The sequence below is a fragment of the Xanthomonas sp. PPL134 genome (genome assembly GCF_040595915.1).
Taxonomy (GTDB): Bacteria; Pseudomonadota; Gammaproteobacteria; order Xanthomonadales; family Xanthomonadaceae; genus Xanthomonas_A; species Xanthomonas_A indica.
In genome coordinates, this window is the sequence record NZ_JAMDLL010000001.1 from 137,560 (window position 1) to 151,528 (window position 13,969).

At 70.4% G+C, this 13,969-nt stretch carries 13 protein-coding genes; 11 read left to right on the forward strand and 2 right to left on the reverse strand.

What is annotated here, in order from left to right; translation table 11 throughout:
• Nucleotides 1–56 precede the first annotated feature (56 nt).
• The 10 genes from bfr (at nucleotide 57) to M3U25_RS00665 (ending at nucleotide 10,588) form a co-directional block, all read left to right on the forward strand.
• Entirely contained in the window at nucleotides 57–548 is a 492-nt protein-coding gene (gene bfr, locus M3U25_RS00620) for a bacterioferritin (protein WP_026143459.1), read from the forward strand.
• A gap of 590 nt (nucleotides 549–1,138) precedes the next feature.
• Nucleotides 1,139–1,564, forward strand: coding sequence for a DUF2147 domain-containing protein (locus tag M3U25_RS00625; protein WP_355496065.1), 426 nt, complete (start codon nucleotides 1,139–1,141; stop codon nucleotides 1,562–1,564).
• Between the two features lie 104 nt (nucleotides 1,565–1,668).
• On the forward strand, nucleotides 1,669–2,562 hold the full coding sequence (locus M3U25_RS00630; protein WP_355496062.1) for a TorF family putative porin: 894 nt from the start codon (nucleotides 1,669–1,671) through the stop codon (nucleotides 2,560–2,562).
• 3 nt (nucleotides 2,563–2,565) lie between these two features.
• On the forward strand, nucleotides 2,566–4,209 hold the full coding sequence (locus M3U25_RS00635; protein WP_355496059.1) for an FGGY-family carbohydrate kinase: 1,644 nt from the start codon (nucleotides 2,566–2,568) through the stop codon (nucleotides 4,207–4,209).
• Nucleotides 4,196–4,837: a class II aldolase/adducin family protein gene (locus tag M3U25_RS00640; RefSeq protein WP_355496057.1), complete on the forward strand. Its 642-nt coding sequence runs from the start codon at nucleotides 4,196–4,198 to the stop codon at nucleotides 4,835–4,837. The genes M3U25_RS00635 and M3U25_RS00640 overlap by 14 nt, the downstream gene beginning before the upstream one ends.
• 49 nt (nucleotides 4,838–4,886) lie before the next feature.
• Nucleotides 4,887–6,335, forward strand: coding sequence for an aminotransferase class III-fold pyridoxal phosphate-dependent enzyme (locus M3U25_RS00645; RefSeq protein ID WP_355496055.1), 1,449 nt, complete (start codon nucleotides 4,887–4,889; stop codon nucleotides 6,333–6,335).
• A 3-nt stretch (nucleotides 6,336–6,338) separates the two neighbouring features.
• Nucleotides 6,339–6,977 carry a hypothetical protein gene (locus tag M3U25_RS00650; protein ID WP_355496052.1) on the forward strand — a complete coding sequence of 213 codons (639 nt, stop codon included), beginning with the start codon at nucleotides 6,339–6,341 and terminating at the stop codon, nucleotides 6,975–6,977.
• A gap of 84 nt (nucleotides 6,978–7,061) precedes the next feature.
• The gene (locus tag M3U25_RS00655; RefSeq protein ID WP_355496050.1) at nucleotides 7,062–8,213 is read left to right on the forward strand and encodes an MFS transporter; all 1,152 of its coding nucleotides are present in this window, start codon (nucleotides 7,062–7,064) and stop codon (nucleotides 8,211–8,213) included.
• Between the two features lie 95 nt (nucleotides 8,214–8,308).
• Nucleotides 8,309–9,751 (forward strand): aldehyde dehydrogenase family protein, encoded by a 1,443-nt coding sequence (locus tag M3U25_RS00660; protein WP_355496048.1) that lies wholly within the window; start codon nucleotides 8,309–8,311, stop codon nucleotides 9,749–9,751.
• A gap of 165 nt (nucleotides 9,752–9,916) precedes the next feature.
• Nucleotides 9,917–10,588 (forward strand): TetR/AcrR family transcriptional regulator, encoded by a 672-nt coding sequence (locus tag M3U25_RS00665; protein WP_242159331.1) that lies wholly within the window; start codon nucleotides 9,917–9,919, stop codon nucleotides 10,586–10,588.
• A gap of 190 nt (nucleotides 10,589–10,778) precedes the next feature.
• Here M3U25_RS00665 and M3U25_RS00670 read toward each other — a convergent pair whose 3' ends face one another.
• Nucleotides 10,779–11,675, reverse strand: a complete 897-nt coding sequence (locus M3U25_RS00670; RefSeq protein WP_355496044.1) for an SDR family oxidoreductase — start codon at nucleotides 11,673–11,675, stop codon at nucleotides 10,779–10,781.
• A gap of 97 nt (nucleotides 11,676–11,772) precedes the next feature.
• On the opposite strand from M3U25_RS00670, the gene M3U25_RS00675 reads away from it, so the two are divergent.
• Nucleotides 11,773–12,645: a helix-turn-helix transcriptional regulator gene (locus M3U25_RS00675; RefSeq protein ID WP_355496041.1), complete on the forward strand. Its 873-nt coding sequence runs from the start codon at nucleotides 11,773–11,775 to the stop codon at nucleotides 12,643–12,645.
• A gap of 396 nt (nucleotides 12,646–13,041) precedes the next feature.
• Here the strand turns inward: M3U25_RS00675 and M3U25_RS00680 are convergent, their stop codons facing one another.
• Nucleotides 13,042–13,935 (reverse strand): hypothetical protein, encoded by an 894-nt coding sequence (locus tag M3U25_RS00680; RefSeq protein ID WP_242159328.1) that lies wholly within the window; start codon nucleotides 13,933–13,935, stop codon nucleotides 13,042–13,044.
• Nucleotides 13,936–13,969: the final 34 nt, after the last annotated feature.

Here is a 13,969-nt window from a genome sequence, read left to right on the forward strand (position 1 = left end):
GGCGCGGCGGCATCGGGCACTATGGCGCCCTCAGTCGACCCCACGGAGCCCGCCCCATGAAGGGACACCCCGACGTTGTGCAATGCCTCAAGGAGCTGCTGCGCGGCGAGCTGGCCGCGCGCGACCAGTATTTCATCCACTCGCGGCGTTACGAGGACCAGGGCCTGCTGGCGCTGTACGAACGCATCAACCACGAGATGGAAGAGGAGACCGAGCACGCCGATGCGCTGCTGCGGCGCATCCTGTTCCTGGAGGGCGACCCGGACATGCGCCCGCATGCCTTCGAACCCGGACGCACGGTCGAGGAGATGCTGGAGAAGGACCTCAAGGTCGAGTACGAAGTGCGCGCCAATCTGGCCGCGGGCATGAAGCTGTGCGAGCAGCACGGCGACTACGTCAGCCGCGACGTGCTGCTGGCGCAGTTGCGCGACACCGAGGAAGACCATGCCTGGTGGCTGGAGCAGCAGCTCGGCCTGATCAAGCGCATCGGCATGGCGCTGTACCAGACCTCGAAGATCGACGGGCACGTGTCCGGCAAGGACGCCTGATCCGTCCGCGCGCCTCCCGCGTGCGGGAGGCGCCGATGCACTGAGCGCGGGGTTTCCCGCCACTGCGGCCGCGCCATCATCGGCCGCTTGCGGCCGGTCGCGCGTACCGGTCGCCCTCTCTCTCTTGCTGGTCCGCAGCGGCACTGCCGCTCTTCGCGGGTGACAGTACGCATTGTCGATGTAGTGAAGGTTGCCGCTGCAGCCAGGTGGCACCCCATGCCGACCGATCTCGCTGCATTGGCCGTTGTCTTAGCCGTTGCGTGACGTCGCCGACCGCGTTCGGCGGCGCGCAGGTGCTTGCGCACGCGACCGACGCATGCGCTCGGCGCGCGGCGGCTGACAGGGCGCGAAATCGGGCCGATCCGCGTCGCCATCTTCGCCGGTGGCTGTTGCGGCGCCGCAAAAGTGGCCGGTGCATGCCTGGCGCTACGCAAAAAATCCCTTTGAATCCAAGGGGCTGTGCGCTTTGCTGCGTCCGCGGCCAGCAGGGTGCGTGCAACGCTTGCAAAACAGTAGTGATCGCTATACGGTAGTTTTCACTACTGAATTGCGCGATGGCGAGGGGGCGTTCGATGCAGGCGAGTCCGGGAATGAAGCGGTACGGCGCGATCGGTACGGCCGTCGCCGGATGGTTGCTGGCGAGCGCCACCGCGTGCGCCGCCCCGGCCACGGCGCAGGGGCTGTGGTTGACCGCGGCCAAGGACGCGGTGGTGGAGTTCGCGCCCTGCGCGGATGCGGCCACCGCCTTGTGCGGGCGCATCGTCTGGGACAAGGACGCCGGCACCGCCACCGATACCTGCGGCGTGCAGATCGCGCGCCTCGGGCGCGAGGACGGCGATACCTGGCGCGATGGCTGGGCCTTCGACCCGCGCAGCGGCAAGCGCTACAAGGCCACGCTGCGCGCCAGCGGCAAGGCGCTGGACCTGCGCGCCTTTGTCGGCGTGGAGGTGCTTGGCGAGACCGAGCGCTTCACCCGCGTGCAGGCGCTGCCCAGCACGCCGGTCTGCGCCAAGTAGCCCACCCGCCGCGCGCAACGCGCTGGCGCCATCGACGTGCGGACCGCCGCGCGTCCCACTTCCTCAGCGAACCAGGGGAGATTGAGATGACTGCAGTCCGCTTCATGGCGACCCTCGCGGGCGCACTGGCCCTGCACGGCGCGTGCTGCGCCCAGGCCCAGGCCCAGCAGGCCGACCCCGATGGCATGGTCAACTACGAGTTCCAGAACCAGATCAAGCTGATGAGCGAGCAGCGTACGCGCGGCGTGTCCGACTCGCTGATGCGCCCGTCGCTGAAGTGGACCACCCAGTTCGTGCACGCCAGCGGCTTCGTCGCGCTGCTGGAGGTAGCCAAGGTCAGCAAGAAGCAGTTCCTCGACGGCGACGGCCTGGGCATGACTGCGGCGGCCGGCTACCGCTTCGGCAACCCCGATGCCTGGCATGCCGGCGTCGGCCTGGCGACCGAGCGCTTCCCCGGCGCCAGCTTCCTGGCCCCGCACCGGATCGACCTGGAGACCGGAACGCCCGAGGACATCCGCCGCACCGACTACGACAGCAATTTCGGCGTGCTCGAACTCGGCTACGGCGCGGTCGAGGGCCGCCTGCTGTACGTGTTCTCCAAGACCTACCGCGGCGCCGACACCGGCGGCGTGTGCGCGCAGATCCTGCAGTTCGCCGCCGACCCGACCGTGGCGCTGCGCTGCTTCGCCCGCGGCGACCACGATTCGCGCGGCACCTTGCTGGGCGATCTCAATTACCAGACCCCCCTGTTGCCGTCGCTGTTGCCGTCCACCACGCTGCGCCTGCACGCCGGCTACCAGAAGCTGCGCAACTTCAGCGAGGGCAGCTTCGCCGACTACCAGATCGGCGTCACCCACAAGCGCTGGGGCCTGGACTGGAACCTGGACTGGGTCAGCACCCGGGTCAATGCGCACGAACTGTACTGGGTGCAGGACGGCGCGCGCATCCGCAAGACCGACGGCGACACCCTGGTGGCCTCGATCGGCTACACGTTCTGACCCATGCGCAGCGAACTGCTCGATGCCGACCGTGGCGGCGACCAGCCGCTGGTGCTGGCGGTGGACCTGGGGACCTCCGGCTGCAAGTGCGCGCTGGTCACCCTGGACGGCCAGGTGATCGCCTGGGCGTTCGAACCGGTGCCGCTGCACGTGCACGGGGTGTGCGCCGAGCAGGATCCGCGCGACTGGTGGAACGCGCTGCTGGTCACCGCCGCAGCGGTGCTGCAAGGGGGCGAGGCGCTGCGCCGGCGGGTGACCGCGGTATGTTGCTCCACCCAGGGCGAGTGCACCGTGTGCGTGGACCGCGACGGCCGTGCGCTGGGCAATGCCATGCTGTGGCTGGACATGCGCGGGCAGGCGGCGATCGCGCGGCGCCTGCGCGGGCGCTGGCTCAACGTGCGCGGCTACGCGCCGCTGAAGCTGCTGCGCTGGCTGCGCCTGAGCGGCGGGGCGCCGGCCGGCAGCGGCAAGGATTGCGCCGGCCACATCGCTTACCTGCGCGACCACGAACCGAAGCGCTACCAGCGCACGCACAAGTTCCTCAACGCGCTGGACTATCTCAACCTGCGCCTGACCGGGCGCTTCTGCGCCACCGCCGATTCGGTGCTCACCACCTGGGTCACCGACAACCGCGACCCGATGCGGATCCGCTACGACGACGGCCTGCTGCGCCTGCTCGGCATCGAGCGCGACAAGCTGCCGGACCTGGTAGCCTCGACCGAGGTGCTGGGACCGCTGCTGCCGGGCGTGGCCGCGCAGCTGGGCCTGTCGCCGCAGACCCGGGTGATCGCCGGCGCCATCGACAACTCGGCGGTGGCGGTGGCCGCGGCCGTCGAGGACTACGCCTCGCATCTGTACCTCGGCACCTCGTCGTGGCTGGGCGCGCACGTGCCGCGGATGAAGACCGACGTGTTCAGCAATATCGCCGCGGTGCCGTGTGCGGTCGGCGGGCGCTACCTGGCCACCGCGCTGCAGTCCACCGCCGGCGCCAACCTGTCGTTCCTGCGCGACCGCATCCTGTTCCATCCGGACGAACTGCTCCGCGACGAGGAGCGCCCGGACGTGTACGAAGTGCTCAACGTGATCGCCGCGCGGGTGCCGGCGGGCGCCAACGGCCTGGTGTACATGCCGTGGCTGTTCGGCGAGCGCACCCCGGTGGAGGACCACAGCCTGCGCGCCGGCCTGGTCAACCTGTCGCTGATGCACACCCGCGAGGACATCATCCGCGCCTTCATGGAAGGCGTGGCGTTGAACACGCGCTGGATGATGGAGCCGTTCGCGCGCCTGCTCGGCCGCGATCCCGGGGTGGTCGCCGCGGTCGGCGGCGGCGCGCAGTCGGACCTGTGGTGCCAGATCATCGCCGACGTCAGCGGCCAGCCGATCCGGCAACTGCACAACCCGATCCAGGCCAATGCGATCGGCGCCACCTTCATCGCCGGCGTGGGCCTGGGCCGGCTGCGCTTCGCCGACCTGCCGGCGCTGCAACGTGCGCGCCGGGTGTACGAACCGTCTGCGGCCACGCGCGCGCTGTACGACGACCGCTATGCGACGTTCCGCGAGTTGCAGCGCACCCTGGCGCCGATCTACCGGCGCATGAATCCCCTTCCCGAGTGCGTGCCGGAGGTGCCCCAGCATGTTTGCCCATGAACAACGCGCGCGCGTGGTCGCGCTGTGCGTGGAACTGTCGCGGCGCGGCTACCTGGCCGGGACCGGCGGCAACGTCGCCTTGCGCCTGGACGCCGAGCGCTTTGCGGTGACGCCGTCGGCCATCGATTACCTGGCGATGCGCGCCGAAGACATCTGCGTGGTGCGCCTGGCCGACCTGCGGCAACTGGATGGCGCCGCCACGCCGTCGGTGGAGACCGGGCTGCATGCGCAGGTGCTGCGCCGCCGGCCCGAAGTGGCCTGCAGCATCCACACCCATCAGCCGGTGGCCAGCGCCTGCGCGCTGCTCGGTGCGGCGCTGCCGGTGGAGGACCCGGCGTTGCAGGTGGCGATCGGCCACAGCGTGCCGATGGTCGGTTACTTCCCGTCCGGCACCGGGCTGTTGGCCTGGCTGCTGGCGCGGCAACTGCGCCCATCGCGCAATGCCTATCTGATGCGCAACCACGGCGTGCTGTGCTGCGGCCGCAGCCTGGAGCAGGCGGTGGCGGCGGTCGATGCGCTGGAGCAGGTGGCGCGCGAACACCTGACACGCCGCATCCGCCGCCGCGCCCTGCACGACACCGGCCTGGCCGCGCCGTTGCGCGCCGTTCTCACTGCCCTGGAGGCCTGAGCGCATGCACGCCCTTTCCGTTTCCGTTCCCCCGAGCCCGGCACCGACCATGAGCCAGACCCCCGCCATTTCGCAATGGCCCGACGTGGACCAGTTGTACGCGCGCTTCCATGCGCTGGTGAACCAGCCGATGCGGCCGATCGGCGCCGCCGGCATGGCCAAGGTGATGCGCTACTTCGACGAGCGTTGCCAGGGCTCCAAGCGCCTGGGCGATGCGGCCAAGCAGGTGATTCCCGGCGGCGTGCAGCACAACCTGGCGTTCAACCATCCGTTCCCGCTGGCCATGCACAGCGCCGAGGGCGCGTACCTGACCGACGTCGACGGCAACCGCTACATCGACTTCCTGCAGGCCGGCGGCCCGACCCTGCTCGGGTCCAATCCGCCGGAACTGCGCGAACACGTGCAGGCGGTGCTGGACCAGTGCGGCCCGGTGACCGGACTGCTGCACGAGTACGAGGTCAAGCTGGCCGAACTGGTCTGCGCCAGCATGCCGGCGGTGGAGATGCTGCGCTTGCTCGGTTCCGGCACCGAGGCGGTGATGGGTGCGGTGCGCCTGGCCCGCACCCACACCCGCAAGAAATGGATCATCAAGATCGGCGGCGCCTACCACGGCTGGAGCGACCAGTTGGTGTACGGCATGCGCCTGCCGGGCACCGGGCGCATGGAGGCGATCGGCATCCCGCGTGGCGCCACCGCCTACACCCAGGAATGCCATCCCAACGATCTGGAGGCATTGCGCCGCAAGCTGCAGCTCAACCGCCTGCGCGGCGGCACCGCGGCGGTGCTGCTGGAACCGCTGGGGCCGGAGAGCGGCACGCGGCCGGTGCATCACGACTACAACCGGCAGGTGCGCACGCTCTGCGACGAGTTCGGCGCGCTGCTGATCTTCGACGAAGTGGTCACCTGCTTCCGGCTCGGCCCGGGCGGCGCGCAGGGCTACTTCGGGGTCCTGCCGGACATCACCGTGCTCGGCAAATGCCTGGCCGGCGGCTATCCGATGGCCGGGGCGATCGGTGGGCGCCGCGAGGTGATGATGAGCCTGGTCGGCGGCATCGGCACCACCGCGCGGCGGGCCTTCGTCGGCGGCACGCTGTCGGCCAATCCGCTGTCCTGCGTGGCCGGCTACCACGCCTTGCTGGAGGCGCAGCGCAGCGATGCCGCCGGCCAGGCCGGCCGTGCCGGCGATCGCCTGCGGCTGGGCCTGGAGGCGATCATCCGCCGTCTCGGCCTGCCGTACGTGGTCTACAACATGGGCTCGATCGTGCACCTGCAGACCTCCGGCGTGCTGCTGCTGGACACCGGCAACCTGTACAAGCTGTGGCGCGTGCGCAACGAAGCCAAGCAGCGCAAGCACATGATGGAGGAGATGGGCGCGGCGTACTCCGCGCACGGGCTGATCACCCTGGCCGGCAGCCGCATCTACACCAGCCGCGCCGATACCGATGCGGTGGTGGACGAAGCGCTGAACCGCTTCGACGACGTGTTCAAGCTGGTGTAGCGCATGCCCACCCTCTCGCACATCGAATCGCTGTGGCTGCACACCCGCGAGCGGCTCGTGGCCAAGCGCCTGCTCGGCGACGATGCGGCAGCGCTGGCGCTGCGCTGTCCGGGCAGCACGGCGATGTGCTGCGGCGCGCTCGATGCGGAGCGGCCGCAGTGGCTGGACTGGCGCGACCCGGCGCTGCCGGTGGCGGCGCAGGTGCACGCGCAGGTGTACCTGCGGCGTCCCGACGTCGGTGCCAGCGCCTGGTCGGCGGGCGCGTTCGGCCATCGCCTGGCCGATGTCGGCGGCGTGCTGCCGCAGGTGTTCGACGAGCAGGCCCGGCACATCGGGCCGATGCCGGCGCCTTTTTCTGCGGTCGAGGCGTTGGCGACGGCGCCGCCGGCAGGCGGCAGCGTGCTGCTGCTCGGCGCACGCCCGCTGTGTCTGGGCATCACCGCGCAGCGGCTGGCGTTGAACGTGGAGTTGTTCGAGAAATGCGCCAAGGCCTACGTGCTCGCCGCCGCCACCGGTGGCCAGGTGCGGGAGTTGCCCTGGTGGGTCCGGCGCATCGCCAACGGGCGGCTGCGCAAGGACCAGATGCGTGCCGCCGCGGCCTTCGCCGCGGGCGAATTGCCGGCCGAAAGCAAAGGCTACTGAGGGTCCACCGCGATGACCGCCACGCCATCCCCGTCTTCCATCGCGCCAACCGCCGTCCAGGCGACGCGTCCGCTCGCTGCGGCGTTGTCGATCGGGGCCATCGCCCTGCTGATCCTCGGCGTACAGCCGATCGTGCTCGGCGCACTGGTCGAGCAGCGCCTGATCACGCTGCCCGGGGTGGGCGTGGTGGCGATGGGCGAGATCATCGCGCTGGGCATCGGCGTGGCCCTGGGCGATGCGCTGCTGCCGGTGTCCTGGCAGCGCGCCACCGCGATCGTGGCGGCGCTGCTGGCGGCGCTGCTGAATCTGGCCACGGTGCAGGCGCAGGGTGACGCGGCCTTCGTTGCGCTGCGCGCGGCCGCCGGCCTGGCCGAGGGCCTGCTGGTCTGGGTCGCCACGGTCAGCATCGTGCGCGCGGCGACGCCGGACCGGACCACCGCGGTGTTCATGGTGCTGCAGGCCTTGGCGCAGATCACGCTGGCGGCGGCGCTGGCGCTGTGGGTGTTGCCGGCGGCCGGCTGGAAGGGCGGCTTCGTCGCCATGGCCGCGACCTGCCTGCTGGTGCTGCCGCTGGCGGCGGCACTAACCGCGCCAGCGTCCCTGGCGTCCGCAGCCAGTGCGCCGTGCGCGACGACCGCCACCGCCAGGCTGCGCTGGTCGCCGGCGACGCTGGCGCCGCTGCTGGTGGCGTTCCTGCAGATGTCGGCGATCGGCGCGCTGTGGGCCTACCTGGAACCGCTGGCGCTGCGTGCGGGGCTGGACGCGCATGCGGCGCAACTGCAGACCTCGTGGGTGCTGGGCATGCAGATCGCCGGCGGACTGGCGGCGATCTACTGGGTGCGGCGGCTGTCGGTGACGGCGACCCTGACCCTGGGCAGCCTGGTGCTGTGCCTAGTGGCCGCGGCCATGTATCGGGTTCCCGGCAATCCGGCACTCGGGTTCGCGGCGGTGTGCGTGGCCTTCGGCTTCGCCTGGATGTTCCTGATGCCGTTCCATGTCGGCCTGGCGCTGCGCGCCGATGCGCAGGGGCGGGTGGCGGTGCTGGTACCGGCCGCGCAATTGATCGGCTCGGCCTGCGGGCCGTTGCTGGCCTCGCTGTTGCTGCACGCCGACGATCCGGCGCCGGTGCCGCTGGTCGGCCTGGGCTTCGCGCTGGCGGCGGCGCTGCTGGCGCTGTGGATCGGCCGGCGGCAACGCGGTCCGGTCGCCGTGCAGGCCGGTTCGCATGCGCGGTGATCGCGGCCGCGACGCATGCCCGTCGGGCACGCGTGGCGCGGGGCAGGGCGCTGCCCTGCGCAATGTGGCTGTCGACGTCCGGCAGGAGAACGGTGATGTCGCCTGAGCCCGTGCACGACACCGCGCCGGAGACGATCGCGGCGCTGTTCGCCGCGCAGCAGGCCACCGCGCTGGCTTGGCGCGGCTCGTCGGCGAACGCGCGGCGCGCGCATCTGCGGGCGCTGCGCGATGCGTTGCTGGCGCGGCGGCAGGCCTTGGTCGCCGCCTTCGCCGCAGATTTCGCCAAGCCTGCGCTGGAAGTGGAATTGACCGAGCTGCTGCCGGTGGTCGACGAGATCGCCACCGCCATCGCGCAGCTGCCGCGCTGGATGCGGCCGCGCAAGGTCGCGCCGACCCTGCTGGCCCTGGGCACGCGCGCGCGCATCGCCTACCAGCCCAAGGGCCGCTGCCTGATCATCGGGCCCTGGAACTATCCGGTGGCCACCGTGCTGGGGCCGCTGGTATCGGCGCTGGCCGCCGGCAACACCGCGCTGATCAAGCCGTCCGAATTCACGCCGCAGGTCAACGCGGTGCTGCAGGCAGTGCTGGAGGAGGCGTTCGCGCCGGAGGAAGTGGCGCTGGTGCAGGGCGGTGCGGCGACCGCGCAGGCCTTGCTGGCGTGTCCGTTCGACCATGTGTTCTTCACCGGCTCGGCGTCGGTGGGCCGGCAGGTGATGGCCGCGGCGGCGCGGCAGTTGACCCCGGTGACGCTGGAGCTGGGCGGCAAGTCGCCGGTGATCGTCGACCGCAGCGCCGACCTGCGCCGCGCCGCCGAGGTGATCGTCTGGGCCAAGCTGGTCAACGCCGGACAGACCTGCATCGCACCGGATACCTTGTTCGTGCATCGCGATGTCAGCGCGCGCCTGCTCGACCACTGCCGCGCGCTGTTGGCGCAGCGCTACGGTACCGATGCGCAGGCGGTCGCCGCCAGCCCGCACCTGGCGCGCATGATCCACCCGGCGCATGCCGCGCGCGTGGCCGACCTGATCGACGAGGCACGCGCCGGCGGCGCGCAGCTGCTGGCCGGTGGCGAGCACGACGCGGCACGGCGCTACGTGGCGCCGACGCTGCTGGCGCAGGTGCCGGCGCAGGCACGGATCGCGCAGGAAGAGATCTTCGGCCCGGTGTTGCCGGTGGTGGAGTTCGCGCACCTCGACGAGGTGCTCGACCGGCTCGACGCTGCGCCCAAGCCGCTGGCGCTGTATCTGTGGAGCCGCGACCGCGCGGGCATCGCGCGGGTGCTGGCGCGCACCAGTTCCGGCAGCGCGGTGGTCAACCACTGCCTGCAGCAGTTCGTGCACAGCGGCCTGCCGTTCGGCGGGGTGGGCGCCTCGGGCTTCGGCAGCGGCCACGGCGTGCACGGCTTTCGCGCCTTCTCGCACGAGCGCGCGTTGCTGCAGGGCGGCCGCCTGCCGATCGTCAAAGCGTTCTTTCCTCCCTACACGTCCTTGCAGCAGCGCCTGGCGGCCGGCCTCAGCGCTTGGCTGGCGCGGCGCTGAGCAGTGCAGCCGGTGTGCCAGGGGCGGGCGCGGTAAGATGCGATGCCGGCGCGTGCAGCGATGCTGCGGCGCCGTCCGCGCATGCATTGCCGTGGCGATGCATGCCGCCAGATCGACGCAGCGCCGCCAGCGTGGCGTCTGCCGCTTCACCACCATCGAGATCCCATGCCCGCCGACACACCGCGTTCCCCCGCACCGCACCGCCCGCGCCTGACCGGGAACAAGGTGCCGGCCCAGCATCGCGCCACCGAGACCTACGAACAGATCCTCTCGGTCACCGCGCAACTGCTCGGCGATGTCGGCGTGGAGCGGCTGTCCACCAACCTGGTGTGCGCGCGTGCAGGGCTGACGCCGCCGGCGCTGTACCGCTATTTCCCCAACAAGTACGCGCTGCTGTCGGAACTGGGCCGGCGGCTGATGGAGCGGCAGAACCAGCTCATTCCCAAGTGGATCACCCAGCAGGCGATGAGCGGCACACGCGAGGAGCTGCAGCGTGCGCTGGCCGGGCTGGTGCTGGATACCTACCGCGTCACCAAGGCGACCGAGGGCGGGGTGTGGGTGCTGCGCGCGCTGCGCGCGGTGCCCGCGCTGCAGCAGGTGCGCCTGGATTCGCACGCGCAGGTGACCAAGGGCCAGGTGCGCTTCCTCAGCGAGGCCTTCCCCGATGCCGACCCGCGCCAGTTGCGGCTGGTCAGCCGCATCGTGGTCGACCTGATCTACGCGACCGTGGAGCTGCTGTTCGACACCCGCCTGAGCGCCCGCGCGGTGGCCGATACCGTGGCGGCGATGATCGCCAGCCATATCGAGCAACTGCGCGACGGGGCCGCGGCTGGGTGAGGCGGGGCTGTGGCGTCGGTTCCGGATGTGCGGCACCTGCGTGGCCCACCCAACGCAATCGCAAGGCGCAGCGGCCGATGCCAGCGCGAACCGCGCGCCAGCAAACGGCGGCTTGAGGCCAACTGCAAGCGAGGCGTCCGCAGACACGGCGCGACGCCCGCAAGGCGCTGCAGGTGCCGCCCCGGCGGGATCAGGGCGCGGCGGCGAACCTGCCTTCGTCGAGATCCGCGATCAGCGTCGGGCCGGTCGGCGTCCAGCCGAGCCTGGCCTGGGTCAGCGCGCTCGAGGCCGGCATGTCGAGTTGCACGAACATCGCCATCCAGCCGAAATGCGCGGCCGCCTCGCCTGCCGCAATCGATACCACCGGCAGCGTCAGGCCGCGTCCGAGCGCCTCGGCGATCTCGCGGATGCGCACGCCTTCCTCGCCGACTGCGTGATAGCGCGCGCCGGGCTGCGCCTTCTCGATCGCAAGACGATACAGCCGCACCGCGTCGGACAGATGCCCGGCCGGCCAGCGGTTGCTGCCGTCGCCGACATAGGCGACCACGCCCTTGTCGCGCGCGATCGCCACCAGCGGGGTGACCAGCCCTTGCCGCAACGGGGTGTGCACCTGTGGCAGCCGCATCACCGAGACGTTGACGCCGGCCTCGCGCAACGCATTGCCGGCCTGCTCGGAGGCGATGCGCGGATTCGGATGCGCGGCGTTGAAGACGTCCTCGCTGGCCGGCTCGCCGTGTTCGCCGCTGCCCACGCCCGTGCCCGAGGTGATCAGCAGCGGGCGATCGGAGCCCTGCAGCGCCGCGCCCAGGGCCGCGATCGCGCGCCTGTCCTTCTCGCAATTGGCGGCGAAGTTGCTGAAATCATGGTCGAACGCCGCATGGATCACCGCATCGGCCTGCGCGGCACCACGACCCAGGCTGTCCGGATCCTCGAGCGTGCCGTGGTGGACCTCGGCGCCGGCCGCGCGCAGCGCCTGCGCGCCAGCCTCCGATCGGGTCATGCCGAGTACGCGATGGCCGGCCTGGAGCAGTTCGGGAACCAGGGCCGAGCCGATGAAACCGGTCGCGCCCGTCAGAAAGATACGCATCGTGAACTCCCTTGGGTGAGTGCGAGCGACTCTCCGGCATCCGCTTATCCCGTTAAAGTAGTGATCTCATCGTAGTAAAACGACTAACAGGCTCGCCATGACGTCCGATCCGGCCCGTTCCCTAGGCGAGTTTCTGCGCAGCCGGCGGACCCGGCTCGATCCCAGCAGCTTCGGCTTCTCCGGCCGTCGGCGCACGCCGGGACTGCGCCGCGAGGAAGTCGCGCAGCGCGCCAACATCAGCCCGACCTGGTACACCTGGCTGGAACAGGGGCGCGGTGGCGCGCCCTCGGCGCAGGTGCTGGAGCGGATCGCCGGCGCGCTGCTACTGACCGATGCCGAACGCGAGCATCTGTTCATGGTCGCACTGGGGCGACGGCCGGAGGTGCGCTATCGCGCGGTGGCCGGCGTCAACCCGCGGCTGCAGCGCGTGCTCGATGCGCTGGAAACGAGTCCGGCCATCGTCAAGACGCCGACCTGGGACGTGGTGGCCTGGAATCGCGCGGCCGCCGTGGTGCTGACCGATTACGGCCAACTGCCCGTCGGCGAGCGCAATATCCTGCGCTTCCTGTTCTGTCATCCCGCCACGCGTGCCAAGCAGCACGATTGGGACAGGGTGGCACGCTTCGTGGTGGGCGCGTTTCGTGCCGACGTGGTGCGTGCGGGACTCGCCTCGGAAGCGGGGGACCTGGTGACCGAGCTGTGCGCGCTCAGCGCCGAGTTCGAGGCCTTGTGGCACGACCACGAGGTGCTGAGCCACGGCGAGGGCGACGGCGAAAAACGTCTCAAGCATCCGGTGCTCGGCGAGATCGCGCTCGAGTACTCGGCCTTCGCCGTCGATGGCCGGCCGGATCTGGGCATGATCGTCTACACTCCCGTCGACGCCGCCGTGGCCGCACGCATTCGCGCACTGGCGACCACGCAGGGTGCGGTGCAGGCGGCGCGGACGGACGCGCCGCCGACATCGGTGTGAATCAGTGAAACGAAGCGGGAGAAGCGGCGCGCACCCGGTCGCGCCGTCTTCTCGGGCCGTCACGGCTTGCGCGGGCGCCGGGGATTGGCATGCAGATCATCAGCGGCAGGAGCGCTTGCTCAGCGAGGTCGTCCCCGACGCCGATCCACGTCAACTGCAACCGGTTCGCGGCCTCGTGGCCGACCTGATCTACGCCTCCGATCGCGAGGCAGCGAGCAAATGCGGGTAGGGCGTCGCGTACCCGTCGAGCGCTCGAGCACAACGGCGACGATTCGGGGGCTGCTTGACGTAGGAGCGGCTTCAGCCGCGACACGCTGCGCCGTCTCGGCTGAAGCCGCTCCTACGATAAAACGGGCCTACTGGCCGAAGCGGACAGTTGGCGATCCGCTCAAGGCCTCACCAGGAAGCGACGACGCTGCCCTTCTTGACCACTTCCACCTTGTCGCTCGTACTGTTGTAGCGCAGATACACGCTGCCGTACTTCTCGAGAATGATGCGTTGATTGGCATTCATTCTGAGGCTGTTGTCGCCGAGGTCGATGCCCATGTTGTAGTTGGACTGGTCGAAGTTGATGCCGATGTTGCCGAGCGCGCCGCTGTCGAAGTGGATGCCGTTCTGCCAGCCGCGCGTGCCCGGCTGGATCTGGATGGCGTGCGTGCCGGCGGTGCTGGAACCCGGGGTGTTGAGCAGGTTGAGGCCGATGGTCGAACCGCCGTTGGTGTAGGAGGTCAGTTCGCCGTTGAACAGGATGCTGGTGCCGTGCGTTGCGACGTTTTGCCCCGCGATCCCGTCGTAGCCGTGGAACAGTTCGCTGTGGAAACCCGCCAGCCACGGCGAACCGGTGCTGCGCTGGAACGCGCGGACGGTGGCGCCTACGCTCTGCGAACTGTCCTGGGTCGCGTTGGGATGTTTGGTCGCGTTGAGCTGGATGTACAGCGGCCAACTGAAGGAGTTCTGCTGGTCGGACTCGGAGATCAGCGACAGGATCTCGTTGGTGTAGCCCGGGCCGACATTGGACGCATCGCGCCGGCCCCAGCGCACCGAGGTGTCCAGCGCCGGCGAGGACACCGGCGTGCTGGAGAACTCCATGAACTGGCTCAGTTGTTCGCCGACGCTGGTGATGGCGCCGGCGCTGGCGACCACCAGGGCGGCGACGCCGAACAGCAGCACCCGGTTGACCGTCACGGCACGGCGCAGGCGTTGGTCCTTGGCCTGGAGTTGTTGCTCCAGCCTCTCCACCCTGGCCGTCAAGGAAGCGTCGTTGCCGGCGTTGATCACGTTCTCGTGCATGGTTGCGGTCCTTCGTTGGGATGACTGCGATGCC

Coding starts and splice junctions, on each gene's coding strand:
- bfr (WP_026143459.1), top strand. CDS start 57: ATGAAGGGACACCCCGACGTTGTGCAATGCCTCAAGGAGCTGCTGCGC.
- M3U25_RS00660 (WP_355496048.1), top strand. CDS start 8,309: ATGTCGCCTGAGCCCGTGCACGACACCGCGCCGGAGACGATCGCGGCG.
- M3U25_RS00645 (WP_355496055.1), top strand. CDS start 4,887: ATGAGCCAGACCCCCGCCATTTCGCAATGGCCCGACGTGGACCAGTTG.
- M3U25_RS00665 (WP_242159331.1), top strand. CDS start 9,917: ATGCCCGCCGACACACCGCGTTCCCCCGCACCGCACCGCCCGCGCCTG.
- M3U25_RS00625 (WP_355496065.1), top strand. CDS start 1,139: ATGAAGCGGTACGGCGCGATCGGTACGGCCGTCGCCGGATGGTTGCTG.
- M3U25_RS00635 (WP_355496059.1), top strand. CDS start 2,566: ATGCGCAGCGAACTGCTCGATGCCGACCGTGGCGGCGACCAGCCGCTG.
- M3U25_RS00640 (WP_355496057.1), top strand. CDS start 4,196: ATGTTTGCCCATGAACAACGCGCGCGCGTGGTCGCGCTGTGCGTGGAA.
- M3U25_RS00675 (WP_355496041.1), top strand. CDS start 11,773: ATGACGTCCGATCCGGCCCGTTCCCTAGGCGAGTTTCTGCGCAGCCGG.
- M3U25_RS00630 (WP_355496062.1), top strand. CDS start 1,669: ATGGCGACCCTCGCGGGCGCACTGGCCCTGCACGGCGCGTGCTGCGCC.
- M3U25_RS00650 (WP_355496052.1), top strand. CDS start 6,339: ATGCCCACCCTCTCGCACATCGAATCGCTGTGGCTGCACACCCGCGAG.
- M3U25_RS00670 (WP_355496044.1), bottom strand. CDS start 11,675: ATGCGTATCTTTCTGACGGGCGCGACCGGTTTCATCGGCTCGGCCCTG.
- M3U25_RS00680 (WP_242159328.1), bottom strand. CDS start 13,935: ATGCACGAGAACGTGATCAACGCCGGCAACGACGCTTCCTTGACGGCC.